The organism is Bacillus sp. JK62, from assembly GCF_053663455.1.
In genome coordinates this window covers 214,866-241,209 of the sequence record NZ_JBSJQA010000006.1, presented here as the reverse complement: position 1 = coordinate 241,209, position 26,344 = coordinate 214,866, and the positions used below count along the sequence as shown (strand labels likewise).

The 26,344-nt window shown below is 48.9% G+C and carries 23 protein-coding genes; 3 read left to right on the top strand and 20 right to left on the bottom strand.

The genetic code is table 11. The features are described 5' to 3' along the window. Positions 1 to 167 precede the first annotated feature (167 nt). From ACWJJ4_RS14885 to ACWJJ4_RS14840, 10 genes are all read right to left on the bottom strand, one after another. Positions 168 to 953 (bottom strand): 3-hydroxybutyrate dehydrogenase, encoded by a 786-nt coding sequence (locus ACWJJ4_RS14885; RefSeq protein WP_070081905.1) that lies wholly within the window; start codon positions 951 to 953, stop codon positions 168 to 170. Between the two features lie 12 nt (positions 954 to 965). Further along, entirely contained in the window at positions 966 to 1,628 is a 663-nt protein-coding gene (locus ACWJJ4_RS14880) for a CoA transferase subunit B (protein ID WP_070081906.1), read from the bottom strand. 17 nt (positions 1,629 to 1,645) lie between these two features. After that, positions 1,646 to 2,347: a CoA transferase subunit A gene (locus tag ACWJJ4_RS14875; RefSeq protein WP_003153920.1), complete on the bottom strand. Its 702-nt coding sequence runs from the start codon at positions 2,345 to 2,347 to the stop codon at positions 1,646 to 1,648. A gap of 24 nt (positions 2,348 to 2,371) precedes the next feature. Further along, positions 2,372 to 3,817 (bottom strand): GntP family permease, encoded by a 1,446-nt coding sequence (locus ACWJJ4_RS14870; protein WP_454021765.1) that lies wholly within the window; start codon positions 3,815 to 3,817, stop codon positions 2,372 to 2,374. A 303-nt stretch (positions 3,818 to 4,120) separates the two neighbouring features. Continuing rightward, entirely contained in the window at positions 4,121 to 5,317 is a 1,197-nt protein-coding gene (locus ACWJJ4_RS14865) for a cytochrome P450 (protein WP_102422659.1), read from the bottom strand. 1 nt (position 5,318) lies between these two features. Beyond that, positions 5,319 to 6,338: a biotin synthase BioB gene (gene bioB / locus ACWJJ4_RS14860; protein ID WP_079004869.1), complete on the bottom strand. Its 1,020-nt coding sequence runs from the start codon at positions 6,336 to 6,338 to the stop codon at positions 5,319 to 5,321. 2 nt (positions 6,339 to 6,340) lie between these two features. Beyond that, complete coding sequence (bioD, locus tag ACWJJ4_RS14855; RefSeq protein ID WP_003153910.1) at positions 6,341 to 7,042, bottom strand: dethiobiotin synthase; 702 nt, start codon at positions 7,040 to 7,042, stop codon at positions 6,341 to 6,343. Further along, positions 7,039 to 8,199, bottom strand: a complete 1,161-nt coding sequence (bioF, locus tag ACWJJ4_RS14850) for an 8-amino-7-oxononanoate synthase (RefSeq protein WP_094246884.1) — start codon at positions 8,197 to 8,199, stop codon at positions 7,039 to 7,041. Before bioF ends, bioD begins: the two co-directional genes overlap by 4 nt. After that, a complete protein-coding gene (bioA, locus tag ACWJJ4_RS14845) occupies positions 8,189 to 9,535 on the bottom strand; it encodes an adenosylmethionine--8-amino-7-oxononanoate transaminase (protein ID WP_102422657.1) in 1,347 nt (448 codons plus the stop codon). The genes bioF and bioA overlap by 11 nt, the downstream gene beginning before the upstream one ends. Next, a complete protein-coding gene (locus ACWJJ4_RS14840; protein ID WP_146276888.1) occupies positions 9,532 to 10,302 on the bottom strand; it encodes a 6-carboxyhexanoate--CoA ligase in 771 nt (256 codons plus the stop codon). The genes bioA and ACWJJ4_RS14840 overlap by 4 nt, the downstream gene beginning before the upstream one ends. 279 nt (positions 10,303 to 10,581) lie before the next feature. Here ACWJJ4_RS14840 and ACWJJ4_RS14835 point away from each other — a divergent pair, with 279 nt between their 5' ends. The 3 genes from ACWJJ4_RS14835 (at position 10,582) to ACWJJ4_RS14825 (ending at position 12,554) form a co-directional block, all read left to right on the top strand. Then, positions 10,582 to 10,989, top strand: a complete 408-nt coding sequence (locus tag ACWJJ4_RS14835) for a GtrA family protein (RefSeq protein WP_146283466.1) — start codon at positions 10,582 to 10,584, stop codon at positions 10,987 to 10,989. A gap of 6 nt (positions 10,990 to 10,995) precedes the next feature. Continuing rightward, a complete protein-coding gene (gene galU, locus ACWJJ4_RS14830) occupies positions 10,996 to 11,889 on the top strand; it encodes a UTP--glucose-1-phosphate uridylyltransferase GalU (protein ID WP_107994370.1) in 894 nt (297 codons plus the stop codon). Between the two features lie 74 nt (positions 11,890 to 11,963). Next, entirely contained in the window at positions 11,964 to 12,554 is a 591-nt protein-coding gene (locus ACWJJ4_RS14825; protein WP_003153904.1) for a DedA family protein, read from the top strand. A 54-nt stretch (positions 12,555 to 12,608) separates the two neighbouring features. On the opposite strand, the gene ACWJJ4_RS14820 is transcribed toward ACWJJ4_RS14825, so the two are convergent. The 10 genes from ACWJJ4_RS14820 to ACWJJ4_RS14775 form a co-directional block, all read right to left on the bottom strand. Further along, positions 12,609 to 14,138, bottom strand: coding sequence for an acyl-CoA carboxylase subunit beta (locus ACWJJ4_RS14820; protein ID WP_167860182.1), 1,530 nt, complete (start codon positions 14,136 to 14,138; stop codon positions 12,609 to 12,611). 17 nt (positions 14,139 to 14,155) lie between these two features. Next, positions 14,156 to 14,935, bottom strand: a complete 780-nt coding sequence (locus ACWJJ4_RS14815; RefSeq protein WP_003153902.1) for an enoyl-CoA hydratase — start codon at positions 14,933 to 14,935, stop codon at positions 14,156 to 14,158. A gap of 13 nt (positions 14,936 to 14,948) precedes the next feature. Then, positions 14,949 to 15,848 (bottom strand): hydroxymethylglutaryl-CoA lyase, encoded by a 900-nt coding sequence (locus ACWJJ4_RS14810; protein WP_003153901.1) that lies wholly within the window; start codon positions 15,846 to 15,848, stop codon positions 14,949 to 14,951. A gap of 15 nt (positions 15,849 to 15,863) precedes the next feature. Then, on the bottom strand, positions 15,864 to 16,076 hold the full coding sequence (locus tag ACWJJ4_RS14805) for an acetyl-CoA carboxylase biotin carboxyl carrier protein subunit (protein WP_003153900.1): 213 nt from the start codon (positions 16,074 to 16,076) through the stop codon (positions 15,864 to 15,866). Further along, positions 16,073 to 17,422, bottom strand: a complete 1,350-nt coding sequence (locus ACWJJ4_RS14800; RefSeq protein ID WP_454021764.1) for an acetyl-CoA carboxylase biotin carboxylase subunit — start codon at positions 17,420 to 17,422, stop codon at positions 16,073 to 16,075. The genes ACWJJ4_RS14805 and ACWJJ4_RS14800 overlap by 4 nt, the downstream gene beginning before the upstream one ends. 21 nt (positions 17,423 to 17,443) lie before the next feature. Next, positions 17,444 to 19,084, bottom strand: a complete 1,641-nt coding sequence (locus ACWJJ4_RS14795) for an AMP-binding protein (protein WP_003153896.1) — start codon at positions 19,082 to 19,084, stop codon at positions 17,444 to 17,446. 44 nt (positions 19,085 to 19,128) lie between these two features. Next, positions 19,129 to 20,271, bottom strand: a complete 1,143-nt coding sequence (locus tag ACWJJ4_RS14790; protein WP_014305112.1) for an acyl-CoA dehydrogenase family protein — start codon at positions 20,269 to 20,271, stop codon at positions 19,129 to 19,131. Positions 20,272 to 20,411: 140 nt separating this feature from the next. Further along, positions 20,412 to 21,950 (bottom strand): glycoside hydrolase family 10 protein, encoded by a 1,539-nt coding sequence (locus tag ACWJJ4_RS14785; RefSeq protein WP_454021763.1) that lies wholly within the window; start codon positions 21,948 to 21,950, stop codon positions 20,412 to 20,414. Positions 21,951 to 22,071: 121 nt separating this feature from the next. Then, the gene (locus ACWJJ4_RS14780) at positions 22,072 to 22,452 is read right to left on the bottom strand and encodes a DUF1360 domain-containing protein (protein ID WP_058906078.1); all 381 of its coding nucleotides are present in this window, start codon (positions 22,450 to 22,452) and stop codon (positions 22,072 to 22,074) included. A 75-nt stretch (positions 22,453 to 22,527) separates the two neighbouring features. Next, the gene (locus ACWJJ4_RS14775) at positions 22,528 to 26,331 is read right to left on the bottom strand and encodes a non-ribosomal peptide synthetase (RefSeq protein ID WP_454021762.1); all 3,804 of its coding nucleotides are present in this window, start codon (positions 26,329 to 26,331) and stop codon (positions 22,528 to 22,530) included. Positions 26,332 to 26,344 lie beyond the last annotated feature (13 nt).

The window sequence follows — 26,344 nt, the reverse complement described above, 5'->3', positions numbered from 1 at the left end:
AATGGATCTGGATGAGAAAAATCTGCAAGGACAAAATACGCCGCAGAACATGTGAATGACCCAGCCCGGATACCGGTTGGGCAGTAAATCGGCCTATTGAGTGAACAAGTTTTTCAGGCATAAAAAAACAGCCGTTCAGAGCGGCTGTTTTTAAAAAAATATAAGAACTATTGAGCGGTATACCCGCCATCCATGACTACGGCCTGACCTGTAACCCCTTTTGCTTTGTCGCTGGCCAAAAATACAGCGTAATCAGCGATTTCCTTCACTGACAGCAGCCGTTTTTGGGGAACGAGCGGAAAGATGACGTCCTCAAGCACCCGCTCGTACGGTACATTCCTTGTTGCGGAAATGTCCTTTAACTGATTGCGGACAAGCTGAGTGTCCACATATCCCGGACAAAGCGCATTGACGGTAATGCCGTCAGCCGCGCCTTCAAGTGCGCCGACTTTCGTTAAACCGATGACGCCGTGCTTGGCGCTGTTATATGCCGCTTTCCCGTGAAAACCGATCAGCCCGTTGACAGACGCCATATTAATGATTCGACCGAATTGCTGTTTTTTCATAATGGGGAATGCATGCTTCATTGCGATAAATGGCGCAGTCAGCATGACACGAATGAGCCGTTCAAACTGTTCGGTGGGAAATTCCTCGATGGGCGCGACATGCTGAATGCCCGCATTATTCACAAGGATATCGAGACGTCCGAATTGTTTCTCGACCGTCTGCAGCATGTCGGCCACTTGCTTTTCATTTGTTACATCGCATGTGATGCTGACTGCTTCACAGCCTTCATCTTTAAGTCCTGCCGCCGCTTCTTTCCCCGCTTGTTCGTTTACATCAGAGATGATGACGGCTGCTCCTTCACGGGCGAATTCTCTTGCAATTTCAAGCCCGATTCCTCCGGCTGCTCCTGTTACAACGGCTGTTTTTTCAATAAGCAATGAATCCATGGCGGCACCTCCTCATTTTGGTCTGACCCCGTTTTTTAACGACTGGCTGACAGTAAAATGACCTTCTGTTTTCTCAAAGACCTCCTCCATTGTTACACCTTCCTGCAGTTCGGTGAGCGTCATACGGCCATCATGAAAATCGAATACAGCCAAATCTGTGATCAGCCGATCGACCACCTGCCTGCCGGTTAAAGGCAGCGTACATTCCGTTCTCACTTTAGATTCCCCATATTTATTAACATGCTCCATAATGACAATAATCCGTTTTGCTCCGTGCACCAGGTCCATGGCGCCGCCCATTCCTTTGATCATTTTTCCGGGGATCATCCAGTTCGCCAAATCTCCCCGTTCGGACACTTCCATCCCGCCGAGAATCGCTACATCAATGTGGCCGCCGCGAATCATGGCAAAGGATTCGGCACTGTCAAAATACGAGGCTCCCTTTACCTCGGTAATGGTTTCTTTTCCCGCATTGATCAGATCGGGGTCCTCCATTCCTTCCGCCGGATAAGGCCCGATCCCGAGCAAGCCGTTTTCAGACTGAAGCAGGACGTTATAATCATTCGGTATCTCATTGGCTACAAGCGTCGGCATCCCTATCCCCAAGTTCACATTCATTCCGTCCTTTATTTCCTTTACAGCCCGTTTGATCATTCGTTTTCTGCTATCTCTCATTCTGTCAGCCTCCTTTATCATGCTTGCCGGACGGTGCGGCGTTCAATCCGTTTTTCATGAATCCCGCCAAGCAGCACGTGCTGCACAAAAATACCCGGCGTATGAATTTGATCGGGATCAAGCTCTCCGGCATCGACGATTTCTTCAGCCTCTGCAATCGTCACTTTGCCTGCCATTGCAGCGAGCGGATTGAAATTTCTCGCCGTCTTTCTGAACATCAGGTTGCCCAGAGGATCGGCTTTCCAGGCCTTTACGATGGCGGCGTTCCCTGTAATCCCTTTCTCCAGAAGATAGGTGCGCCCGTCAAATGTCTTATGTTCTTTTCCCTCGGCTACTGATGTTCCGACGCCCGCAGGTGTATAAAACGCCGGAATGCCCGCCCCTCCCGCGCGAATTCTTTCTGCGAGCGTTCCTTGGGGCACCAATTCGACTTCCAGCTCTCCGCTTAAAAACTGCCGTTCAAAGGTTTTGTTTTCTCCGACATAGGATGCGACCATTTTTTTGATCTGCCGGTTTGCAAGCAAGAGGCCTAACCCCCAATCATCAACACCGCAGTTATTACTGACAACGGTCAAGTTTTTCACGCCGCTGTCCCTGATCGCGAGAATTAATTGTTCCGGAATGCCGCACAGGCCGAAGCCTCCTGCGATGAGGGTGTCTCCGTCCTTGATCAGTGCAGCAGCATCTTTATAAGAGTCCATCACTTTTCCTTTTCCCATATTCGTTTCCCCTTTCTGTTTTGGCTACACAAGGCCCGTCAGACTGTAAATGGCGATGATGACAAACACAGCGGCTGTTTTAATGACGGTAATGGCAAAGATATCCTTGTAGGATTGGCGGTGGGTCAACCCGGTGACCGCGAGCAGCGTAATGACGGCGCCATTATGCGGAAGAGTGTCCATCCCGCCGGAGGCCATCGAAATCACCCGGTGCATGACCTCCGGCGGGATGTGGAATGTATTGATTGCTTCTGTATACGCTGCTGACATCGTGCTTAAAGCGATGCCCATTCCTCCTGATGCCGATCCTGTAATCCCGGCAAGCGCAGTGGTCGTCACCGCTCCGTTGACGAGCGGATCAGTAAACGTCTGCGATATGCCGCTGCTGACCATTTTAAAGCCGGGAAGCGCCGCAATGATGCCGCCAAATCCGTATTCGGCTCCTGTATTCATCGACGCCAGCAAGGCACCCCCGATGCCCTCATTCAGTCCTTCTTTCAAATTGAAGAGCACTTTTTTCCAATCGAACAAAATCGTTGTCATGATTCCGATGAATAGTGCGAGTTCTACTGACCAGATCGCAGTGACGGAGGAAAGGTCAATCTTCCCGAACGCTTCTAAACCGAGCTGCGCAAAATCAAATCCGTCAGGGTACCAATGCGGGAGCCACATCGTGAAGCATTTGTTCATGACTCCCACAAGGATAAGCGGAACAAAGGCGCACACTTGCCGCGCGGGGCTGGGTTCTGCCTCCTGCGGTAAAACAGGCGTATGTTTTTCATTAGCCAGACCTGAGGATTCCTCTGCAGCGGAAACTTCAGATTGAAATCCAGCATAGCCTTCTCCGGCATTGGCCGCTTTTTTGCGCCGGGATTCTAAATAAATCATTCCGGCCGTAAGCACAAATGCTGCACCAATCAGTCCGAGCCAGGGAGCGGCATAAATGTTTGTTTTAAAAAAAGCTGTCGGAATGACATTTTGAATTTGCGGTGTGCCGGGAAGCGCATCCATTGTAAATGTAAAGGCGCCCAATGCAATCGTACCGGGTATCAGACGCTTGGGAATATCAGCTTTAATAAATAGGTTTTTAGCAAACGGATAAATGGCAAACACCGCTACGAAGAGACTGACGCCGCTGTACGTTAAAATCGCACCCATTAAGACGATGGCGAGAATGGCTCTTTTTGCTCCCACAAGCTTGACGATTGTTTTTGCAATCGACTCGGCGAGCCCGGATATTTCAACAACCTTGCCAAAAACGGCCCCTAAAAGAAATACGGGAAAATACAGCTTAATAAATCCTACCATCTTCTCCATAAATATATTCGAGAAGAAAGGAAGTACGAAGCTTGGATCTGTAAGAAGCACGGCAAACAGCGCACAAATCGGAGCGAATAAAATGACTGAAAAGCCCCGGTAAGCCGCAAACATCAGCATGCCTAATGCCAATAAAATAATAACAATGTCCACAAATCCCCCTCTTTTCTGCTCAAAATTAGTAAGCGCTTACAAAAATCAAGAAAATAAAGCAAAAAACATGCCGGTTTTGCACAGTTTCTGAGGCTGAAAAAATGTGCATCATGGTGAATTTTCCGTTTTGGCGAAAGAAAAGGAGATTCTTGCTGCATGATATTGAATGGCTGAGCAGCGAGTTTTTTTAGGGATAGTGAGATGGATCAGAGAGGATTTTTGCTTTATAAATATGTATTCTTTTTTCTTTCATTTATTTCCTGCAAGAGGAACCGATAAAATCCGGCCCTCCTGCATGGTCATTCAGCCAAGGACAACCGGAAGCTCTTTGAGCGACCTAAAACCAATGAGCTTGCGGTATTCAAGGCGGTGTGCGGCCAGCCGAAGCTTAGGCATCCGCTCAAACAGTGTGAGAATTGCAATTTGTGCTTCGATGCGCGCTAATGAGGAGCCTATGCAAAAATGGGCGTTCTTTCCGAATGCAAGATGCGGATTCGGTTTTCTTCGGATGTCCATTTTATGAGGCTGATCGAATATGCTTGGATCGCGATTGGCCGCTCCTAAAAAGATGTATACCTGCTCTCCTTTTTTTATGGTTTTTCCATTTATTTCACAGTCTTCTGAAGCGGTGCGTGCCGTCAGCTGCGCGGGGCTGTCGTAGCGCAGACATTCCTCGACAGCAGTTTCAATAAGCGAGGGGTTTTCTCTCAGTGCGCTAAGCTGTTCAGGGTGTTTCAATAAAGTAAACACACCGTTGCTCATGAGGTTTACCGTCGTCTCGTGTCCGGCTATGACAAGTAAGATACATGTCGCGAGCACTTCGTCTTTTGAAAGCTGTTTCCCCATGATAAACCTGCTGATTAAGTCTTCCTGAGGATGTGCTTTCCGCTCGTGAATCAAATCTCTGAAATATGCAGTCAGCCTGCCTGCGGTGTCGCTTGCTCTGACTAACGTCTTTCTTGACCGGGTAAGATCAATGGCCTGAATGACGTCTGCCGTCCATTGTCTGAATTGATATCTCTCCTCTTTCGGCACTCCGAGTATCTCCGCAATGATGAGGCTTGCCAATGGAAAGGCAAACTCTGAAACAAGGTCTGCGGTTTTTTTGTTTTGGATTTGATCCAACAAGTCATGAACCGTTTCTTTTATACAGGGGCGAAGTGATTCCGCCGTCTTTGCGGTAAATTCTTTACCTATAAGCATCCGCATCCGCTTATGGTCTGATTGATTTTTAAATAACAGCATATCGTGCTGGATATGCGATAGATTTTGATATTTCGTTGAAGCTTCCGGAAAAGGAATGCGGTTTTTAAATCGGGTGTCTTTCAGAATCGATGCCGCCTCTTTGTACCCGGTGACATACCAGCCCGGATGTTTTAATACGGTTCCTTTATAAACAGGATCAATGGATCGCAGTTTTTCATAAAACGGGTAAGGGTCATTCCAAAAATCCGCATCGGCATGGAGAGACGGATGTGCACTTGATAGGCCCGCCGTCATCTTATACCTCCGTATTGCAGGCGGATTGCAGGCCGGCTTTCATTTCTTCAACGGATTCGACTTCAAACCCTAAATCATGGAGCATTTGATGATCCTCTGTTTCATGCTGCCCTGCTGTCGTTAAGTAATCTCCGACGAAAATCGAATTTGCGGCGTAAAGTCCCAGCGGCTGCAGCGAACGAAGGTTGACTTCCCGGCCTCCTGAGATACGGATTTCTTTTGTCGGATTGATAAAACGGAACAAGGCGAGCACTTTCAGGCAATACACCGGATGTAATTCGCTTACCCCTTCTAACGGAGTTCCGTCAATCGCATGCAGAAAATTAACCGGGATGCTGTCGGCGTCAAGCGCTTTTAAGCTGTTCGCCATATCAATGACGTCCTGTTTCGTTTCTTTCATGCCGACGATGACACCCGAACAAGGCGACATCCCCGATTGTTTCGCCGTTTCCACTGTATTGACCCTGTCGTCATACGTGTGGGAAGTCGTAATGTTTGAATGATTCCTTTGTGATGTATTGATGTTATGATTGTACCGGTCTACTCCTGCCTGTTTCAGCCGCTCTGCCTGTTCCGGCTTCAGCAGACCGAGGCATGCGCAGATTTTTAAACCGTACGTTTCTTTAATTTCTTTGACAGCATCAACAACTTGATCTACTTCTCTGTTCGACGGTCCCCGCCCGCTGGCGACGATGCAGTATGTCCCTATATTCAGGTCGTGGGCGCGTTTTGCCCCCTTAAGCAATATATGCTTATCCACCATCCGATAAGACTCGATCGGCGCTTTTGATATTGAAGATTGTGAACAGTACCCGCAATTTTCCGGACACAGACCTGATTTTGCATTCATAATCATATTCAGCTTTACTTTTTTTCCGTAAAATCGTTTTCTGATATGAAAAGCGGCATGCATCAGCAATAAAAGATCCTCATCAGGACAATTTAAAATGGCCAGCGCTTCTTGATTCGTTACTTCCGCCCCGTCCAGCACTCTCTCTGCAAGATCCATCCATTGATTCATGTTTATCTCCCCATTTGTGTCAGATTCATGAAAGAGGAAACATCTATATGTTTCTCAATCATGTGTTGAATGTTTTCCGGTGAAACGAGATCCAGCTTCGGTGTGATTCCCAAAATCGGAACTTTGCATAATGTTTCAATCATGCTCGGGTTTGTCTTCTCGTCCAGCCCCGGCCTGTTCCTTACGCCGTTGATCATAATGCCGAGAACCTCTATCCCCATGTTTTTCGCATATTCAACGGTTAAATATGTGTGGTTGATGGTTCCGAGATCAGGCCTGGCGACAATCACTGCCGGTAATTCCAAGGCTTTTATCAGATCACTGACTAAGTAATTTTCACCAAGCGGAACGGAAATGCCGCCTGCCCCCTCGACGATGAAACACTCATGACGATTTTTGATCTTACTCCAGTGGGCCATGACTTCATCCATGCTCACGGATTTCCCCTCAAGCATGGCGGCCGTGTACGGCGCAAGCGGCTCTTTCCATTCAAATGGCGTGATTTCTTCATGAGACAGTGCGGTTTGTGACATGTTTTTCAACAGCGAGGTGTCACTTTCCGGATGAGTCCGCGGCACGCCGCTTAAAAACGGCTTAAACACTCCGATATCCGCCTGTTTCTGCCTGAATGCCGCGGCAAGTCCGCAAGAAACGATGGTTTTTCCGACGCCGGTATCTGTTCCTGTGACAAAAAAACTTCTCATTTGTTTATATTCAGCTCTTTTCTAATGGAATCAAATGCTTCTGTCAGCTCGTCTATGTCCTGTAAGCTGCGATCCGCCGTAACGGTCAGCCTGATTCTGCTTTCGCCTTCCGGAACGGCGGGCGGGCGGATGGCCGGGGCGCAGATTCCCTTTTTCTCAAGCAGCGCAGCGGCTGAAACCGCTGTTTTTGCATCACCGATGATAACGGGGATAATCGGTGTATCCCCGCCTCTTACGATAAAGCCCATATCGGCCAGACGCGTTTTTATCTTTTTGACAGACGACTGCAGCTCACGGCGCGTATCGTGCATATCTGATATGAGGTCAAATGCCGTATGCGAAGCCGCACAAATTGACGGAGGGAGGGCCGTCTGAAAAATAAACGTCCTCGCCTGATTCAGCAAAAAATCAATGAAAATGTTTGATCCCGCGGCAAAACCGCCTTCCGTTCCGACTGCTTTGCTTAATGTGCCGATGACAACATCAGGACAAACACCGAAATAGTCACTGGTTCCCCCGCCGTTTTCTCCGAGTACACCGGTTGCATGCGCGTCATCTGCTATCACAAATGCCTGGTACTGCTTTGCAAGCGCCATTATGCGGTCAAGAGGCGCAATTGTGCCGTCCATGCTGAAAACGCCGTCTGTGACGATAAAGCGGCGGTTCCGCGTCTGGACGGAGGCAAGTTTTTTCTCAAGATCATCCATATCAATATGGCGGTACACGATGGTTTCCGCTTTTGATAAACGGCAGCCGTCAACAATGCTCGCATGGTTCAGTTGATCGCTTAAAATGACATCGCCTTTTTGAGGCAGTGAGGCAAGCACGCCGATATTCGCCAAGTAACCGCTTGAAAACAATAAAGCCGCTTCCGTCTGTTTAAAATCCGCGATTGTTTGTTCAAGTTTTTCGTGCCACACAGTATTTCCTGTCGTTAACCGTGAGCCGCCGCTTCCCGCTCCGAACCGGCTCAGCGCTGTTTGCGCGGCTGTGATCAGCCGTTCATCTTTTGACAGACCTAAATAGTCATTGGACGCCCAGGTCTGCCGCTTTTGCCCTTTGGTTTTAAGAGCGGTTTCCTGTGTTCGCAGCGTCCGATACAGCCCGTCTCTTTTCACCGCATCGAGCCTTCCGAGGAGCCATCCGTCAAAATCCACGGCCGGTCACCTCGGCTATCGCTTCTTTCATAATGGATATCATGGCTTGTAACTGGTCGGTTGTGCTGGCGAGCGGCGGCAGAAAGGCGATGACGTCACCGAGCGGCCGTGTCAGCATACCCAGCTCTCTCATTTTCAAGGACACCTTGTATCCCATCCGCTTTTCAGGCGGATAAGGCTGTTTTGTCCCCTTATCCTGCACAAGCTCTATGCCGCACATCAAACCGAGCTGGCGGACATCGCCGACATGAGGAAGCTGCTTCAGATCATGAAGAAATTTCGCAGCCGTTTTTGATTTTTCGGCGACTCGTTCAACGATGCGCTCTGATTCGAATAAACGCAGATTTTCAATTGCCGCGGCACAGCCAAGCTGATTTCCTGTATAGGAATGGCCGTGGAAAAATGTTTTCATTTTGTCGTAGTCATCGTAGAAGGCTTCATAAATGGCTTCTGTGGCAAACGTCACAGCGATCGGCAAATAGCCTCCCGTAATGCCTTTCCCTGCCGCCATCAAGTCCGGCTGGACATTTTCATGCTCGCAGGCAAACATTTTTCCGGTGCGGCCGAACCCCGTCGCCACTTCGTCAACGATCATTAACACATCATATGCCGTACACAGCTTTCGTACGCCTGCCAGAAAGCCTTCAGGCATGACGATCATCCCGGATGCGCCTTGCACCATCGATTCAATCGTAAGTGCGGCAATCTCTTCGTGGTGCTTTGCAAGCAGCTGTTCGAGCGCGTGAAGGCATTCATCCCGGCACTGTACGGGGTCGCCGCTTTCAGATCTGTATACATAAGGAATCGGGGCTTTGTAGCTTTCAAACATCAGCGGGCCGTACACATGGTGGAAGAGTTCAATGGAGCCGACGCTGACGGCTCCGATCGTATCGCCGTGATAGCCGTTCTGCATCGAAATAAACGTCTGCTTCTTAGGTCTCCCTACGTTTTTCCAGTATTGAAAGGCCATTTTCAGAGCGATTTCCATTGCTTCCGCTCCGCTGTCGGAGTAAAAAACGCGCGTCAGCTTTTCCGGTGTGATGCCCGTCAGCATCTCCGCAAGTTCTGTTGCGGGAACGTTCGTCATACCCAGCAAAGTCGAATGAGCGATTTTTTCAAGCTGTTTTTGAATCGCTTCATCCATTTCTTTTTTGCGGTGGCCGTGTACATTGAGCCATACTGAAGAAAAGCCGTCATAATATTCTTTGCCGCTGATGTCTTTCAGCATGATCCCGTTTCCGCTTTCAATGATTAACGGATCTTCATCGTAATCTTTCATTTGTGTGAAAGGCAGCCAAAGATGCTGTTTGCTTTTTTCAATCATTGATTGTTTCATATGTTCTCCTCCCGCTGAATGAATACAGGCTGCTTCTCTAAAAAATGGATACAGCTCTCCGTATCTATGGAGCCATCAGTAAAGAAAACCCGGCATCCCCTTTCATCTCCGGCATTCTTCATCTTGGCAATCCGCTGATATCCCAGCTTCTTTGCGGCAACGTAGCCTGTTATGTAATCAGGGTCATCTGACCAGCACAATTCGGCAATAATTCCCGGATGTGCGCAAACTTTTGCCGCGATGGCATGTGCTTCTTTTATTCGTGAATTTTCCGGCATGTTGTGAGTAAAAGCCCATTTTTGAAAATCATGTGACGGCCAATCCACTCGGGATACCCGCACACCTCTATTTCCTCTGCCGTCAATGCGTTTTCCTGCCCGGATATCAAACAGGACCGCTCCTCTTGCTTCTGCATATTCCGTAATGTTTTCGTACGCTTTCTCTATCATGTGCGGAGGAATCCCCGCCTTTTGCAGAAGCTTGCGGGCGATTGCTTGTCCTTTTTCCGGCGTGTCTGTTTGATGGAGGGCAACCGGCAAAGGGCGGATCGTTTCGATCGGTTCATGAACGCTTTCAAGCTGAATCTGCATAAAATCAGGTATCCCTCTTGAATGTGAGAAGCCTTTATGTAATAAGCCATCTACCGCTTCCTGTAAACCGCTGTAAGTGATGAGCCGTTCTCCGCCGGAAATATGTTTTCCGCCCTGCTCATGGGGGGCGTTTCGGGAAGCTCTCATTCTGACGCTGTAATAGGTCTCTTCCCGCATGAAAATTTCCCTCCTTTCTTTTATTTCGAAATTTAATGTTAACCAAAATAATAAAAGGTTAACACTCATACAGAATATTAGTGTCTTGCACGTAATATGTCAACCTAAACTATAAAACTGTTAACTTAATGGGTTTTACAAAGCCTCATTACGTTTTCATGTTTTGTTCATATTTTAGTAATTGTTTATTCAACACTGTCCGCTAAAGTAATCCATATCAACAAATAGGACAGCGATCCGCATCTTACTTATGAAGGGAGGTCAAAACCGGATGCCGTTATGCTGAAAGAAAAAGTAAAGACAGCAGGCCGTTTTTGCACCGTGGGCGCCGGCAATACGCTGATCGATTTTGGTGTCTTCTTTCTTCTCACCGCTTGCCTTGTCCCCTATCTGCTGGCGCAGATCTGCTCCTATTCGGCAGGGATCATCAACAGCTATGTGTGGAACCGGAAGTGGACGTTTCGTGTAAAACACAAGGCTGACGGGAAAGAGATCGTGCGCTTTCTCATCATTAATCTTGCAGCGTCGGGAATCACCTTTTTGCTGCTGTACGCGTTTCAAAAAGGCGGCTGTTCGCTTTTGGTGAGTAAGCTCGCCGCCACTATCGGCGGAATGATGATGAATTTTATCGGAAACCGAATCTGGGTATTTGGAGATTCGCTGAAAAACATACAGGATCAGGAGTGAAGATGAATGAGAAAAAAAGTGAGAAAAGCGGTCATCCCCGCAGCGGGTTTAGGAACGAGATTTCTGCCGGCGACAAAGGCGCAGCCGAAAGAAATGCTGCCGATCGTCGACAAACCGGCAATCCAATATATTGTCGAAGAGGCCGCAGCGTCAGGAATTGAAGATATACTGATTATTACAGGGAGAAACAAACGCTCGATTGAAGATCATTTTGACCGGTCGGCGGAGTTGGAATTCAATCTTGAGGAAAAAGGCAAGTCAGAGACGCTGAAGGAAATGCAGCGGATTGCCGATTTGGCCAATATTCATTACATCCGTCAGAAAGAACCGCTCGGACTAGGCCATGCAGTGCTGTGTGCGGAGCATTTTATCGGAGATGAGCCTTTTGCCGTTCTCTTAGGTGATGATATTATGGTATCTGACACTCCCGCTCTTTTACAGCTCATAGACGTCTATAACCAACACGGCACAGAAACGATCGGCGTACAGCCCGTCGATCCTGCTGATGTCAGCAAATATGGTATTATACAGACGGGGCGGCAGAGCGGTCATGTGTACCGGGTTGAGGATCTGATTGAGAAACCGGCCGTTGAAAAGGCGCCCTCTCATATTGCGGTGATGGGCCGCTACATATTAACCCCTGCCATTTTTAAAGCGCTGAAGACGATCGGAAGAGGCGCGGGCAGCGAAATCCAATTGACAGACGCGCTGCGCGAAATATGCCGCACTCGAAGCATTTACGCGCGGGAGCTTGAAGGAAGCCGGTTTGATATAGGAGATAAGTTCGGCTGTTTTAAGGCCGGCACGGAGATCGGGCTTCTGCGGGAAGAAATGAGACCGAAACTTTTAGCTTATTTAGAAGAGGTGTTAAAAAGAGAATCTGAAGAAATCGTGCGTTAAAAAATAATTTGTAACCATTTTGCTTGTCAATCAGTCATATAATTGGGTAAAAAGATAAAGAGGTTGTGAACAGTGTGGGCAATTTTATTAATGAAATATTATCCTGGCTGACAAGTATGGGCTATTTAGGGATTGCGCTCGGATTAATGATCGAAATCATTCCGAGTGAAATCGTTCTGGCTTACGGAGGCTATATGGTGTCAGAAGGCACGATCAGCTTTATCGGCGCCATTGTCGCCGGTGTGATCGGGGGAACGATCGCGCAGTGCTTTATTTACTGGATCGCCCGTTATGGGGGACGGCCGTTTTTGGACAAGTACGGCAAGTACTTACTTCTGAAAAAGCATCATGTTGATGTTGCGGAAAACTGGTTTCGCCGTTACGGCGCCGGCGTTGTGTTCTCGGCGCGTTTTATCCCGGTCGTCAGACATGCGATCTCCATCCCGGCCGGCCTTGCGAAAATGCCTCTTTCCAAGTTTGTCATATTGACGACGCTTGCCATTATTCCGTGGTCTGTCATTTTCGTTTATCTCGGGTATCAGCTCGGGGGACAGTGGAAAGACGTAGACAGCTATGCCGGAATGTATACAACTCCGATCATTATATTGGCTCTCGTATTTATTGTTGTTTATTTTGTTGTGAAGAAAATGAGATCAAGACTGTGAAAAAAGACTGCATAAGAACGGCTGCCGAGCCGGATCTATGCAGTCTTTTTTTATTTATACCGGGTATACGGGGTGTTTCCGGTGTGTGAATGTCAGTTGTTTGGACATGTAAGCAATGAGGCGTTTATTGAGTTCTTCCCGCAAGGAATCAGCAGGAACAATGCCGTCAATCACCATTTCAGAGGCAAGCCGGTAAAGGTTAATGTCTTCCTTATATTCATTACGCTTTTCTTGAATAAAAGCCGGCCTTTCTTCAGGGGCCAGCTCGCTGATTTTGTTTGCGTAGACCGCATTCACCGCTGCTTCAGGACCCATTACGGCAATTTGCGCAGTCGGAAGCGCTAAACAGCAGTCCGGTTCAAAAGCAGGCCCCGCCATCGCGTATAATCCGGCACCGTAGGCTTTTCTGACGATAACGGAAAGCTTCGGAACAGTCGCTTCCGCCATTGCGGAGATCATTTTTGCGCCATGCCTGATGATGCCCGCCTGCTCAACCTTCGTTCCGATCATGAATCCGGGAATGTCTGCTAAAAACAGAAGCGGAATATGGAATGCGTCGCACAAAGCGATAAATTTTGCGGCTTTATCCGCCGAATCGAGAAATAAAACTCCGCCTTTGACACGCGGCTGATTGGCGATAATGCCGACCGGCTGTCCGTGAATCCGCGCAAGCCCCGTTATTAATTCCTGCGCAAATAACGGTTTGATCTCAAAAAATGAGTCTTCATCAATAACACGTTCAATTAAATCCATCATGTTGAACGGTGCGTTTTGATGTGCCGGGATGACATCTGAGAGCGGTTTTTCAAAAGCTTTCGGGTTCTTAGATTTGTTGACGGGCGCTTTTTCAGTATAATTTGCCGGAAAGTAGCTGAGATATGTCTGCGCCATCAAGATTGCTTCCTGTTCCGTCGGGGCGAGGAGATCACCGCAGCCTGATACGGAACAATGCATACGGGCGCCGCCCATTTCTTCAAGCGATACTTTCTCGCCGATCACCATTTCTGCCATGCGCGGGGAACCTAAGTACATGGATGCATTGCCTTCGACCATAATGACAATGTCGCAAAAGGCCGGAATGTAAGCGCCGCCCGCAGCGGAAGGACCGAACAATAAACAGATTTGCGGAATGCGGCCCGACAGCTTTACTTGATTATAAAAGATGCGGCCGGCTCCCCTTCTGCCCGGGAACATGTCGACCTGATCCGTAATTCTCGCACCTGCGGAATCGACTAAGTACAAGAGCGGACACTGAAGCTTTTCCGCCGTCTCCTGAATGCGGATGATTTTTTCCACCGTTTTCGCGCCCCACGAGCCCGCCTTTACGGTTGAGTCGTTTGCCATTACACAAACGGTTCTGCCGCCGATGGTTCCGATCCCGGTAACGACCCCGTCAGCCGGCAGTCCGTCTGACATGCACTCGGCGAAAAAAGCGTCTTCAACGGATATGCCGTCATCGAATAAAAGCTTCAGCCTGTCTCTTACAAAAAGTTTTCCCTTCTTTTCGTTGCTTGCGTGATATTTCGCGGCTCCTCCCTTTTCAATCGTTTTGCTGCGTGTCTGCCGTTCTTTTTCGTAATCCATCCGAGTCCCTCCATGTTTTATTTTCCTTTGTATTCAGGGGGTCTTTTTTCTTTAAAAGCGCGCAGGCCCTCTTCTCTGTCAAGTGTGGGGATGACTTGTTCATATGCTTTTCGTTCGATTTCGAGCCCTGTATTGAGATCTGTCTCCAGACCCTTGTTTATCGCGGATTTTGCTTGTCTGACGGCGATCGGCCCATTAGCGGCGATGCGGCCGGCCAGTGCTTTTGCTTTTTCCATAAGTTCATCGGCTTCACAAACATGCTCGATCAGCTTCATGTCTTTTCCCTCTTCGGCAGAAAGCCTTCGGCCGGTATAGATCAATTCTTTTGCCGCGCCGGGGCCGATAAGCCGGGGCAGTCTCTGCGTTCCGCCCGCCCCGGGAATGATTGCAAGCCCTGTTTCAGGAAGGCCGAGGCCCGCCCGGCTGACGGCTGTTCTGATATCGCAGGCGAGAGCGAGTTCAAGGCCTCCTCCGACAGCGGTTCCGTTCAGCGCTGCAATGACCGGCTGCGGGAGAGCTTCAATGGATGCAGCCGTTTCACCGATACGCCTGACGCTTTGCTTAACTTGTTCATGATTCATCCCCGCTCTCTCTTTTAAATCAGCGCCGGCGCAAAATGTGTTTCCGGAGCCGGTGAGAATGACACAGCGAATGGATGGCGAGTTTTTGATGTCTTCAATCACACGCTGTAAATGATCAATCATTTCTGAAGACAGTGAGTTGGCCGCATGCGGGCGGTTCAGCGTGATCAGACCGATCGTTCCTTGACAGACGGAATACAAGACGCAATCTCCCATGGCTTCTCCTTTCTCATTTCGTTCTGAATGCCTGCAGGTTTCTGCTTGGCAGATCTTTGCCTATTTTATCCGCGATCCAGCCGGCGGCATAAAGAAGTTTATTCATGTCCGTCCCGGTATCAATCCCCATTTGTTCGAGCATATAAATGACGTCTTCTGTGGCGGCGTTTCCTGCTGATCCCGGAGCATACGGACAGCCGCCAAGCCCGCCTGAGGAAGTATCGAAGGATGTAATCCCCATATCAAGAGCGGGAATGATATTCGCTAGAGCCGTTCCTCTTGTATCATGGAAATGGAGTGCGATTTTTGAGGCGGGAATTCTCGGCAAAAGGGCTTCAAGCACGGCTATGACCTGCAAGGGGTTTGCCGCGCCGATTGTGTCGCCGAGCGATATTTCATCAACATCCATTTCGAGCAGGGTGTCTGACAGGCGGATGACTTGTTCGACCGGCACGTTCTGTTCGTACGGACAGCCGAACACAGTGGACAGATAAGCTCTCGTCTCCATTTTTTCAGCTTTTGCTTCAGTAATAACCCGCCTGAGCTCTTGAACGGTCCGGTCAATCGGTTTGTTTACGTTTTTTTGGTTATGGGTTTCGCTTGCAGATAAAAATACACATGCCTGATCGATTCCGCCTTCTGCAGCATGCTCCAGTCCGATGAGGTTCGGAACGAGAGCCGCGTAGACCGTATGTTCAGATCTGGCAATGCCTTTTGCGACGTCCAGGCTGTCACGAAGAGCCGGAATCCATCTCGGATGCACGAATGATGTCACTTCGATATAGGGAAGGCCTGTTTTTGACAGCATATTGATCCACTCAATCTTATCTTCTGTTTCCACCCACGCCGATTCATTCTGCAAGCCGTCACGCGGTCCTACTTCATTGATGCGGACATGTTTCGGACAGTTCATGCTGCACCTCCCGTTTTATTGAAGTTCAATCAGGACCTCTCCTTCATCAGTGAAATCACCTTCTGATTTTTTCACTTCTTTCACCGTACCCGCTGCATCAGCGATAATCGGAATTTCCATTTTCATAGATTCCAAGATGGCCACTTCCTGTCCTTCTTCAATGACATCACCGGGCTTCACATGAATTTTCCACAGGTTTCCCGCCATCTGAATTTTTATGACGTTCATTTTGACGCCCCCTCGTTCATTGTTTGTAAAAAACCGGTTGTTGCCTCACCCTTTTCAAACACTTCTGAATGTGCAATTTTTGTAAGCAGCGGAATGTTGGTTTTAATCCCTTCTACATGATATTCGCCAAGGGCGGTTTTCAGTTGTTCAATGGCTTGTTTTCTCGTATTCGCCGTGACGATCATTTTGGCAATCATCGGATCGTAAAACGGAGAAATGACGCTTCCCTTTTCGACGGCGCATTCGTGTCGCACTGACGGGTGTCTTAAAACGGAAAAAGACAAGATGGCACCGGGTGACGGGTAAAAGGTGACCGGATCTTCCGCATAGATCCGCACTTCTATCGCATGACCGCGGTGGTTGATATCTTTCTGCGAGAAAGTCAGCGCCTGCCCGGCGGCGATTTTCAGCTGTTCTTCCACAAGATCCAGTCCTGTAATTTCTTCTGTCACCGGATGCTCCACCTGCAGTCTTGTGTTCATCTCTAAAAAATAGATATGTTTCTTTTGGTCGACGAGAAATTCTATTGTGCCTGCATTTTGGTAGCCGATCGATTTAGCGGCTTTAACGGCGGTTTCACCGAGTCTTTGTCTTAATTCATCGTCAACAAACGGCGACGGCGCTTCTTCTATCACTTTTTGGTGGCGCCTTTGTACTGAACAGTCACGTTCAAACAGATGAACGGTGTTGCCGAAAGAATCTGCGAGAATCTGAATTTCAATATGACGGGCATTTTCAATGACCTTTTCCATATACATTGCGCCGTCTCCAAAAAAGGACGCGGCCCGCTTTTGATTGCCTTCGAACGCTTTGGCCAGCTCTTCTTCTGAATGTACGATCTGCATGCCGATTCCGCCTCCCCCTGCAGACGCTTTCAGCATGACCGGAAAGCCGATGGCACGGGCTTCGGCTAAGGCGGAGTGAACATCGGGCAATGGCTCTGAAACACCGGGAACAATCGGGACCTTTGCTTTTTGCATCGTTTTTCGGGCTTCTATCTTGCTGCCCATCTTGGCGATGATATCACCGGGCGGGCCGATAAATGTGATTTGTTCCTTCCGGCAGCGTTCGGCGAACAGGCTGTTTTCTGACAGCAGCCCGTAGCCCGGATGAATGGCGTCCGCTCCGGCGGATTTGGCGGCTTCTATGATTCTGTCGATATGTAAATAGCTTTCATTTACTCTCGATTTACCGATCGGATAGGCCTCATCAGCCGCTTTTACATGCAGCGCGTCCCGGTCGGCTTCTGAATACACAGCTGTCGAGGGGATGCCGAGGCGTTTGCAGGTGCGGATAATTCTTAAGGCGATTTCTCCTCTGTTGGCAATCAGGACTTTTTTAAACAAATGTGAAGCACTCCTTTTTCATTAAGTTAACTTGAGCTCTTCAATCGTTTTTTCCCGCAGCTTGAATTTCTGAATTTTTCCTGAGGCTGTCATTGGATATTCATCTGTAAACAAAACATACCTGGGGACTTTATAGCGGGCGATATGTTCTTTGCAAAAGGTTCTGATGTCTTCTGCGGAAGCGGTTTGTCCGTCTTTGAGCCTGACCCACGCCGCGGCCTCTTCTCCGTATTTCGGATCAGGCACGCCGACGACCTGAACGTCTGCCACTGCGGGATGCCGATATAACATTTCCTCAATTTCGCGCGGATAGATATTTTCGCCGCCCCTGATCAGCATGTCTTTCAGACGGCCCGTGATTTTGCAGTACCCGTCCTCGTCCATGACCGCCAAATCACCGGTATGCAGCCAGCCGTCTTTGTCTATCGCTTCTTCGGTCGCTTCTTGATTTTTATAATAGCCTTTCATGACATGGTATCCGCGGGTGCAGAGCTCTCCTTGTTCACCCCGGTCGGCTTCTCCGGATGTTCCGGGCCGAACGATTCTGACTTCGATATGGGGAAGCGCGCGCCCCGCTGTTTCCACTCTTCTTTCAAACGAATCATCCGTTCTTGTCTGCGTAATGACAGGTGATGCTTCGGTCTGTCCGTAGGCAATGGTAATGTCGGTCATTCCCATTTTGCCGATCACTTCCCTCATGACTTCCGCCGGACATGGCGAGCCTGCCATAATCCCGGTTCGGACGTGGGAAAGATCATATTCAGAAAAACGGCTGTCATGAAGGAGGGCGATAAACATCGTCGGTACACCGTGCAGAGCCGTGCAGGCTTCTTGCTCCACCGTTTTCAGAACGGCCGGCGGAGAAAACTGTTCGATCGGAATCATCGCCGCACCCGCGGAAACACACGCCAGCACGCCGAGCACACACCCGAAGCAGTGGAAAAACGGCACGGGAATACATAAACGGTCACTTGAAGTAAGCTTCATGCATTCTGCGATATTGGCCGCGTTATTTACGATATTAAAATGTGAGAGCATGACGCCTTTCGGAAATCCGGTCGTACCTGATGTATATTGCATATGAATGCAATCATCCTTTTTCAGGCTGTCCATCCTTCCGTCAAGCGCTGCATCCGTTAAAGCTTCGCCTTCCTTCAGCAAAGAATCCCAGCGGTGCATCCCGGGCGGACTTTTATCACCGATATATAACACCGTCCGTAAAAAGGGGTAACGTTTCGAACGCAGCCTGCCGTGCTCACAAGTTTTCAGCTCCGGAATCAGCTTATTCACCATCTCAACATAAGATGTCTGCCGGTAGGAATCCATGATTATCAGGGCCGAGACGTCTGAATGCGCCAGCAGGTAATCGAGTTCTGCGATTTGAAAATTTGTATTAATGGTGACCAGAACAGCGCCGATTTTCGCCGTTGCAAATTGCGCCGCGAGCCATTCCGGTATGTTGGATGCCCATATGGCCACATGATCTCCTTTTTCAACTCCCAGCTTCATCAGCCCTTTTGCGGTTTGCCGGCATAACCGGTCAAACTCGGCATACGTATAACGAAGGCCGCGCTCAGGGTAAACAACCGCTTCATGATCCGGAAAAAGCTCCGCGGTCCGCTCAAGCAGCTTTCCGGCTGTTAAATGGATAAGTTCAGCCATATGACCTGCCCCCTTCCATCCCTGTCTTAGTAAACGTTTTCATTTCACTTCAAAAGCTGTCTTGCGATGACCATTCTTTGAATTTCTGACGTTCCTTCGCCAATCTCCATCAGCTTTGCGTCACGAAGCATACGTTCGACACCGCATTCCTTCATATAACCGGAACCGCCATGAATTTGGATGGCCTGAAGGCATGTTCTGACGGCCATTTCTGAAGCATAAAGCTTGGCGAATGCCGCTTCTTTCGTAAATGGCAGGTTTTGATCCTTCAGCCATGCCGCTTTAAGCACCATTTGTCTGGCAAGGTCAATTTCCATCGCCATATCGGCCAGCTTAAATTGAATGGCTTGAAATGACGATATCGGACTGCCGAACTGCTTGCGTTCCTTCGCATATGACAGCGACGCCTCCAGTGCGCCTTGAGCGATACCGACAGCCAGTGCCGCAATCGAGATCCGCCCGCCGTCTAATGTATATAAAAATTGTTTAAAACCTTTTTCAGGATCACCGAGCAGGTTATCGGCAGGCACCCTGACATCCTCCAGCACAAGCTCGGCCGTATCTGAGCCTCTCACACCCATCTTGTCGTACGGATTTGTGATCGTAAATCCCGGTGTGTCTGTCGGGACGATGAGAGCTGAAATGATCGGTTTTCCGGCGGAGTTCTTTCCCGTAACGGCGGTGACAATGACCGTGCGGGCGTAATTTGCGTTTGTGATCCAGCATTTTTCTCCGTTTATCACATAGTCATCGTCCTTTTTCTCGGCTTTTGTCTGGGTACCGCCGGCATCTGAACCGGCATTCGGCTCTGTCAGCCCGAATGATCCGAGCGCTTTTCCCGAAGCAAGCGGAATAAGATGTTCTTGCTTTTGCTGTTCAGTACCGAAATAGTATAATGGGCTTGCGCCGAGTGACACGGCTGCCGCGTAGCTCAGCCCCGTGCTGCCGCAGGCTTTTCCGATTTCTTCAACCGCTGCTGCATATGAAATGGTGTCACCGCCCGCCCCGCCGTATTCTTCCGGAAACGGAATTCCGAGCAGCCCAAGTTCGCCTATTTTTTTAAATGTGTCTATCGGGAAAACGGCTGATTGATCAACCTCATGGGCTTTCGGGGCAATTTCATTTTTGGCGAAATCTCTGACCATTTCGCGCACCATCTGCTGTTCTTTTGTCAGTTGAAAATTCATTAACCTTCCTCCTTCTGCTGCTTTCTACATTTTATTAATGGGGGTCTTTATTCATTCCATCCAAATAAAGTCTGAACATTCGGACTCATCCATCGCAAAAAAACTGACAGCGCGGCAACTGTCAGTTTTATTAATAATGGCTATTTAATCGTCCGTTTTGCGGAGGGACGGCTCTCATGGTGAAGCCTGTCAACGGAAGTAACGATATAGGTGCAGGCTTCTTTCGCCCGAATATCAGTATCTGAAAATGTCTGAGTCCGTGACGATGTTTTTCTGACTGTATCCACTAAATAAGGCTGCTTTCCCTTTTCTGCGCGGTAAATGGCGTAATAAGCCGTTTTTTTACCGTTGGATTTTGCATCTTCGATATAGAGTGTATGGCCTGAAGCGTTCTTCTCCGCCCGTTTGACAGCCGGTTTTTTTAAAGCCGAATGTCCGAGCCAAGGCATCTCGGGAATTAATGCGGGCCGGCTGTACATGTCTTTGATCAAACGGTTTTTTACATTGAGCGGATTACGGTTTAAATCCTTTAAACTGAAATGCATGCTTCCTTTAATCCAAGCTGATCCCCTGTTTAGCGTAATCTGTCTTCCGTATTCCCCCGGGTCGGCCCATGCCGGATCAGCATTGTTGTTGATTTTATAAGCTGCCTGCCCGATATATAAATGCACCGGCCGATTATTCACTTCTTTTCCCCACCAATCCGCTAAGACGTCATATGCCGCCGCTTTAAATCCGATACTCCAGTAAATTTGCGGTGCGATGTAATCAATGTATCCTTTTTGGATCCATTCTCTTGTATCAGCATATAAGTCATCGTAGTTCCGCACCCCGGCGGCCGTTTCGGAGCCTGTCGGGTCATCTGCGGCATTTCTCCATACGCCGAACGGGCTGATTCCGAATTTGACATAAGGTTTTTCTCGTTTGATGGTTAGGTTGATTTCTTTTACAAGCCGGTTGACGTTATCCCTGCGCCAGTCATCAATTGATGCAAAGTGAGCTTTTCCGTACCGTTCGTATTCCGCCTGATCGGGGAATTCCTGTCCGGCAATTTTATAAGGATAAAAATAATCATCCATATGAACCGCATCAATGTCATAACGGCTGACCACCTCTTTGATTCCATCCGTTATAAATTGTCTTACTTCCGGAATTCCAGGATTATAGTACAGCTGTTTTCCGTATGCAGCGACCCAGTCCGGATGGGAACGCGCGGGATGATCGTCTGAAAGCGCATTCAAATTTGTGTGATTCATCGTGATCCGGTAAGGATTGAACCAAGCGTGAAATTCAAGATTCCGTTTATGTGTCTCTTCAACTAAAAAAGCAAGCGGATCGTAGCCGGGATTTTTGCCTTGTGTTCCTGTCAGATACTCTGACCAAGGCCCGTAATCTGATGGATAAAAAGCATCAGCCGCAGGCTTAATTTGGACGATAACGGCGTTCATTCCCATCTCCTGAACGTCATCCAGCAGCTTGCTGTATTCTCTTTTTTGCTCTTCCGGTGACAGCCCTTTTTTAGAGGGCCAGTCGATATTAGTGACAGACGCGATCCAGACGGCTCTCATTTCTCTCTCCGGCTGAGCGCCGCTTGCTTGTGCGGATGCTGAGAACGTAAAGATGCCGGCTGTCAGTACAACGGCCAAAAACCATATCATGCTAAAACGGCAGCTTTTCATGTTTTTCCCCCTCTCTGCTTTACGGTATTCCGAAGCATTCCGGGCGGTGAATCAGAAAGCCTGCTTTGCTCCTCTCAGCCTAAAAGGGAAAGAAAAAAGTCCTAAAGCGAATCAAAACGCTTCAGGACTTTTTATGTTTTATGGCGGCGAGCACGTCAATGACCTTCGTTCCGACGCCGACGCATGTTTCAAGAATGGCCTGCGCTCCGGCAATGGACAAAATGAAAATAACCGGATGTGCATAGCGGGGCCAGACCAAATAGCAGATGCCAATTAATATGGCGCACCAGATGCCCGCACACCAATAACATTGCAGCATATAACCGAATGCGGAGGAAGGGACTTTTTTTTGGACGGCGCGCCCGTTTTGATCGACGGTTTTTTCTTGTTTTATAAAGGGTTTTCTTATGAATTCCGTAATCTTATCAAATACGATCAAATGGGTCAGCCGGTAGCTGGCAAGAATAATCATTACATACGTAAGCCAAGATAGGTTCGTCATCTCAAAGCCTCCAAAAAAAACTGAGTTTGATTCCCCTATCTTGCCCTTTGTCTTCTTCAGTCATTCTGCCGGATGTTACAGATTCCGCGCCAAGCGTCTTCCGCTGTTTGCAATGATGTCCAGTATGACCTCGGCATTTTTGTGTGCAAAGGCGGGTTCAAACATATCTTTATGGGCTCCCTCGCCCTGATATTCCTGGTAGAGTCCCATTGTGGCGCCTTCCCATTTCTTCGGCTCAGGCTCAGCATTTTGCTCTTCCTTTAAGCCGGCCTCGATAAAATGGAGGTTTGCCCCGATTTGGCCGTCATTTATCAGTTCCGCCCAGTACGTTTGATATCGCTCTGTTTTTCTGATGACCGCTTCCCTGACGGCTTCCGGGACATTTTCGGCTGTTGCGTTTGTTGGCTGCGGCGGCAGTGCGTCAAGCTTTCTGTACGCGTCTGCGATAATGACGTCGCTGATTTCTAAGCCTCGCTTTTCCATCGCTTTTGCCGCCTCGAATGCCGTATTGCCGCCCGCTGAATATCCGAAGAGGATATAAGGGCCTTCCGGCTGGATTTCCAGCATTTTATCAATGTATTGTTCCATTCTGCTGTCTTCTTCAATAAAGTTAAAACCGTACACAGCAGCCCGTCCATTTAATGCCGCCGCCAGATCTTTAAAGAAAATGCCGAAACCTGAGATTGGCGGAAAACAGAAAAGATTGCGGCCTTTCGGCTGATTCAGTCTGCTGATATGCTGTTCGGCAGCTTCTGACAGTGTGTTTGAATACAGCTTTTCAGCCAATTGTTCAATTGTCGGATATTCAAATATCATTTCAATCGGGACGTCCATCTGCTGCCTGGTCTTCAGCTGATGAATCACTTGCAATGCTTTCAAAGAATGGCCGCCCAGCTCAAAGAAGTCATCCTGTATGCCCAGCTCTCCGCAGCCGAGGATCGGCGTCCAAATGTCGATCAGCTCACGCTCTACCCAGTTTCGTGGCGGAACGGCTTTTGATGAAGCTTTTTTCCGTTCCGGCGCAGGCAGCCCGCGGCGGTCCACTTTGCCGTTTGCGGTAAGCGGCATACGGTCAAGCTTCATCACATACTGCGGAATCATATAGTCGGGAAGCGACCTGGCCAATAGGGATCGAATGGCTCTTTCTTCAGCATGTGCGCCTGTATAATACGCACAAAGGGTTGCTTCTTGTCCTTCGTCTGACACGATGACTGCCGCTTCCCTGATTCCATCAATTTCAGTCAGCCGCGCTTCAATTTCGGCCGGCTCGATACGCTTCCCGCGAATCTTGAATTGACGGTCGATACGGCTGATGTATCCGATGCTTCCATCAGGCAGCCAGTGTGCCAAATCCCCTGTTCTGTAAATCTTTTCTTCAGGATGAACCGGATGGCTGACAAATGCTTCACTTGTTAAGTCAGGCCTGTTTAAGTAGCCTTTGGCAACCCCGTCCCCGCCGACACAAAGCTCACCGGGCACGCCGATCGGCGCAAGTCCGCCATTTTTATCAATGATATACGCGGTTGAATTGCTGATCGGTTTTCCGATTGGGATCGGCTGAGAAAAATCGTGCCTGATTTCGTAAAAGGTAGAAAATGTCGTATTTTCCGTCGGCCCGTATATGTTATAAAGGCTGAGATTCGGACAGCGGTGTCTGACCTTATTGATGAGCGCCGGGGACAATGCTTCTCCGCCGACATATAAGGTGTGCAATCCGGAAAACATCTCCGGATCCGCCTGGGCAAACTGGTTAAAGAGCGCCGTCGTCAAAAACAGAATCGTAATACGATTGGAACAAAGATAATTGCCGAACCTCTCAGGGGCAAGCATTGTCGTGCGGTCAACCACATGAAGGCACGCTCCGTTCAATAGCGCTCCGAAGATTTCAAACGTCACTGCGTCAAAACCGATGGACCCTGTCATAATGAGACGGTCCGTCGTGCCGGCTGACGTGTAATTGCTGTTTGACACGAGCGATACGACGTTGCGGTTGGAAATCATCACGCCCTTCGGTTTTCCTGTTGAACCGGATGTATACATAATATAGGCAAGGTCCTCAGGTGACGTTACGGTATTCAGTTTTCCCGCCTCAGCTGTTTGTTTTTCAGCTGCAGCCGGGATAGAGATGATGTGAGAAAAGTCAACGTCAGTCTCAATCCCTTTTTGTACCGTTAACAGCTGTGCTCCGCTCTCAGTGAGCATATCGGCGATCCTGTCGGATGGCAGTTCTGCATCGAGCGGAAGGTACGTCCCTCCCGCTTTCAATACAGCGAGAACAGCGATGATAAATTCCGGTGAGCGTTCGGCAAGAATCCCGGCAATTCCTTTTGGCGCCAAACCGTTTTCCAGCAGGATGCGGGCGAACGCAGTTGACCGTTCATCGAGCTCCCGGTACGTCATCGTCAGCCCGCCGGCGTGAAGCGCCTGATGATCCGGGGTTTTCTTCACCTGTCGGCTGAACAGGCTGATGATGCTTTCGTCTCTTTCATAAATTGTTTTCGTGTCATTAAATTCGCCGATTATTCTTGATTTTTCCTTTTGTCCGAGCATCGGAAGCCGATCAGCGGGAACATCGGGATTGAAGGCGGCGCCGCGCAGCGCTTCTTCCAAGTGTCCTTTTACGCTCTCTATCCATACTTCGTCATAAACGTTCGCATTGTAGCTGAATTTGATGATCAGCTCATCGCCGGGCGCTATGATGAGGTTAAAATCGTAGCCCGATTGTTCCGAAACATTGACATTCCCGATCCGGAACGGTGCATCCGATTCCTTTTCCGCGTCTCTCATCTGCTGCTGAATCGGATAATTTTCAAACACGATGATATGGTCGATTAAATCCTGTTTCAGCTCAGTCTGAGATTGGATGTCAGCAAGCGGATGATAACTGAACGCCTCTGAATCAAGCATTTCTTTCTGGCTGCGGCCCAGCAGTTCTCTAAAGCTTTCGTCACCCGTTTTAATGCGTACCGGCACGGTATTGATAAACAGCCCGATCATGCTTTCCACGCCGTCAATGACGGAAGGCCGCCCTGATACGACGGCGCCGAATACGGCATCGTCCGTCCGGTTGTAGCGCTGCAGCATCAGGCCCCATACAGTCTGCATAAGAACCGCGAGCGTAGCGCCCTCTTCTTTGGCGATGGTTTTCAGCCTGTCTGTCAGATTTTGATCTAAAGAAAACAGGAGCTCTTTCTTACGGTAGCCTTTTTCCTGGGGACGGGCCGATATTTTCGGGAGTCCTGAGGGTGTCTCGCAGCCTGCTAAATATCCTTTCCAATACTCAGAAGCCGCGTCTTTGTCCTGATCAGTCAGCCATGTAATATACGTGCTGTAAGGCTTTGCGGGCGCCAGTGTGACAGGTGAGCCTGATTCAATCGCCCGGTACATATGCATGAATTCCTGAAGGACGATGCCGAGGCACCAGCCGTCCATAAGGATGTGATGGTGGCTCCAGACGCATACATATTTTTCGTCAGCCGTTTTAAACAAAGACACACGCATCAGCATATCCTTTTGCAAGTCAAAGCCTTTTAAGCGGTCACGTTCCTTAAATCGCTGTAAGTAGGCGCTCTGTTCCGCTTCATCCAAATGTGTAAGATCTTCGCGGTGCAGCCGGAATTCCCGCTCACGCAGCACGACTTGGCGGGGGCCGTTCAGCTGAGCGATATGAGGTAAAAAAACCGTTCTGAAAATATCGTGGCGGCTGATGACAGACTGTACGCTTTGCTCAAACAATTCCGGACGAAGCCGGCCTTTTATGGTGAAGACGGATTGCTCGATATATGCAGCCCCCTCCTTTTGCAGAAAGGAATGAAAAAGCATTCCTTCCTGCATTCGGCTGAGGGGATAAATATTTTGGATATTTTTTGTTTTGTCCATGTGTTCCTCCCGC

Coding starts and splice junctions, on each gene's coding strand:
- ACWJJ4_RS14885 (WP_070081905.1), bottom strand. CDS start 953: ATGGATTCATTGCTTATTGAAAAAACAGCCGTTGTAACAGGAGCAGCC.
- ACWJJ4_RS14880 (WP_070081906.1), bottom strand. CDS start 1,628: ATGAGAGATAGCAGAAAACGAATGATCAAACGGGCTGTAAAGGAAATA.
- ACWJJ4_RS14875 (WP_003153920.1), bottom strand. CDS start 2,347: ATGGGAAAAGGAAAAGTGATGGACTCTTATAAAGATGCTGCTGCACTG.
- ACWJJ4_RS14865 (WP_102422659.1), bottom strand. CDS start 5,317: ATGACGGCGGGCCTATCAAGTGCACATCCGTCTCTCCATGCCGATGCG.
- bioB (WP_079004869.1), bottom strand. CDS start 6,338: ATGAATCAATGGATGGATCTTGCAGAGAGAGTGCTGGACGGGGCGGAA.
- bioD (WP_003153910.1), bottom strand. CDS start 7,042: ATGAGAAGTTTTTTTGTCACAGGAACAGATACCGGCGTCGGAAAAACC.
- bioA (WP_102422657.1), bottom strand. CDS start 9,535: ATGAAACAATCAATGATTGAAAAAAGCAAACAGCATCTTTGGCTGCCT.
- ACWJJ4_RS14840 (WP_146276888.1), bottom strand. CDS start 10,302: ATGCGGGAAGAGACCTATTACAGCGTCAGAATGAGAGCTTCCCGAAAC.
- ACWJJ4_RS14835 (WP_146283466.1), top strand. CDS start 10,582: ATGCTGAAAGAAAAAGTAAAGACAGCAGGCCGTTTTTGCACCGTGGGC.
- galU (WP_107994370.1), top strand. CDS start 10,996: ATGAGAAAAAAAGTGAGAAAAGCGGTCATCCCCGCAGCGGGTTTAGGA.
- ACWJJ4_RS14820 (WP_167860182.1), bottom strand. CDS start 14,138: ATGGATTACGAAAAAGAACGGCAGACACGCAGCAAAACGATTGAAAAG.
- ACWJJ4_RS14815 (WP_003153902.1), bottom strand. CDS start 14,935: ATGGGAGATTGCGTCTTGTATTCCGTCTGTCAAGGAACGATCGGTCTG.
- ACWJJ4_RS14810 (WP_003153901.1), bottom strand. CDS start 15,848: ATGAACTGTCCGAAACATGTCCGCATCAATGAAGTAGGACCGCGTGAC.
- ACWJJ4_RS14805 (WP_003153900.1), bottom strand. CDS start 16,076: ATGAACGTCATAAAAATTCAGATGGCGGGAAACCTGTGGAAAATTCAT.
- ACWJJ4_RS14795 (WP_003153896.1), bottom strand. CDS start 19,084: ATGGCTGAACTTATCCATTTAACAGCCGGAAAGCTGCTTGAGCGGACC.
- ACWJJ4_RS14790 (WP_014305112.1), bottom strand. CDS start 20,271: ATGAATTTTCAACTGACAAAAGAACAGCAGATGGTGCGCGAAATGGTC.
- ACWJJ4_RS14785 (WP_454021763.1), bottom strand. CDS start 21,950: ATGAAAAGCTGCCGTTTTAGCATGATATGGTTTTTGGCCGTTGTACTG.
- ACWJJ4_RS14780 (WP_058906078.1), bottom strand. CDS start 22,452: ATGACGAACCTATCTTGGCTTACGTATGTAATGATTATTCTTGCCAGC.
- ACWJJ4_RS14775 (WP_454021762.1), bottom strand. CDS start 26,331: ATGGACAAAACAAAAAATATCCAAAATATTTATCCCCTCAGCCGAATG.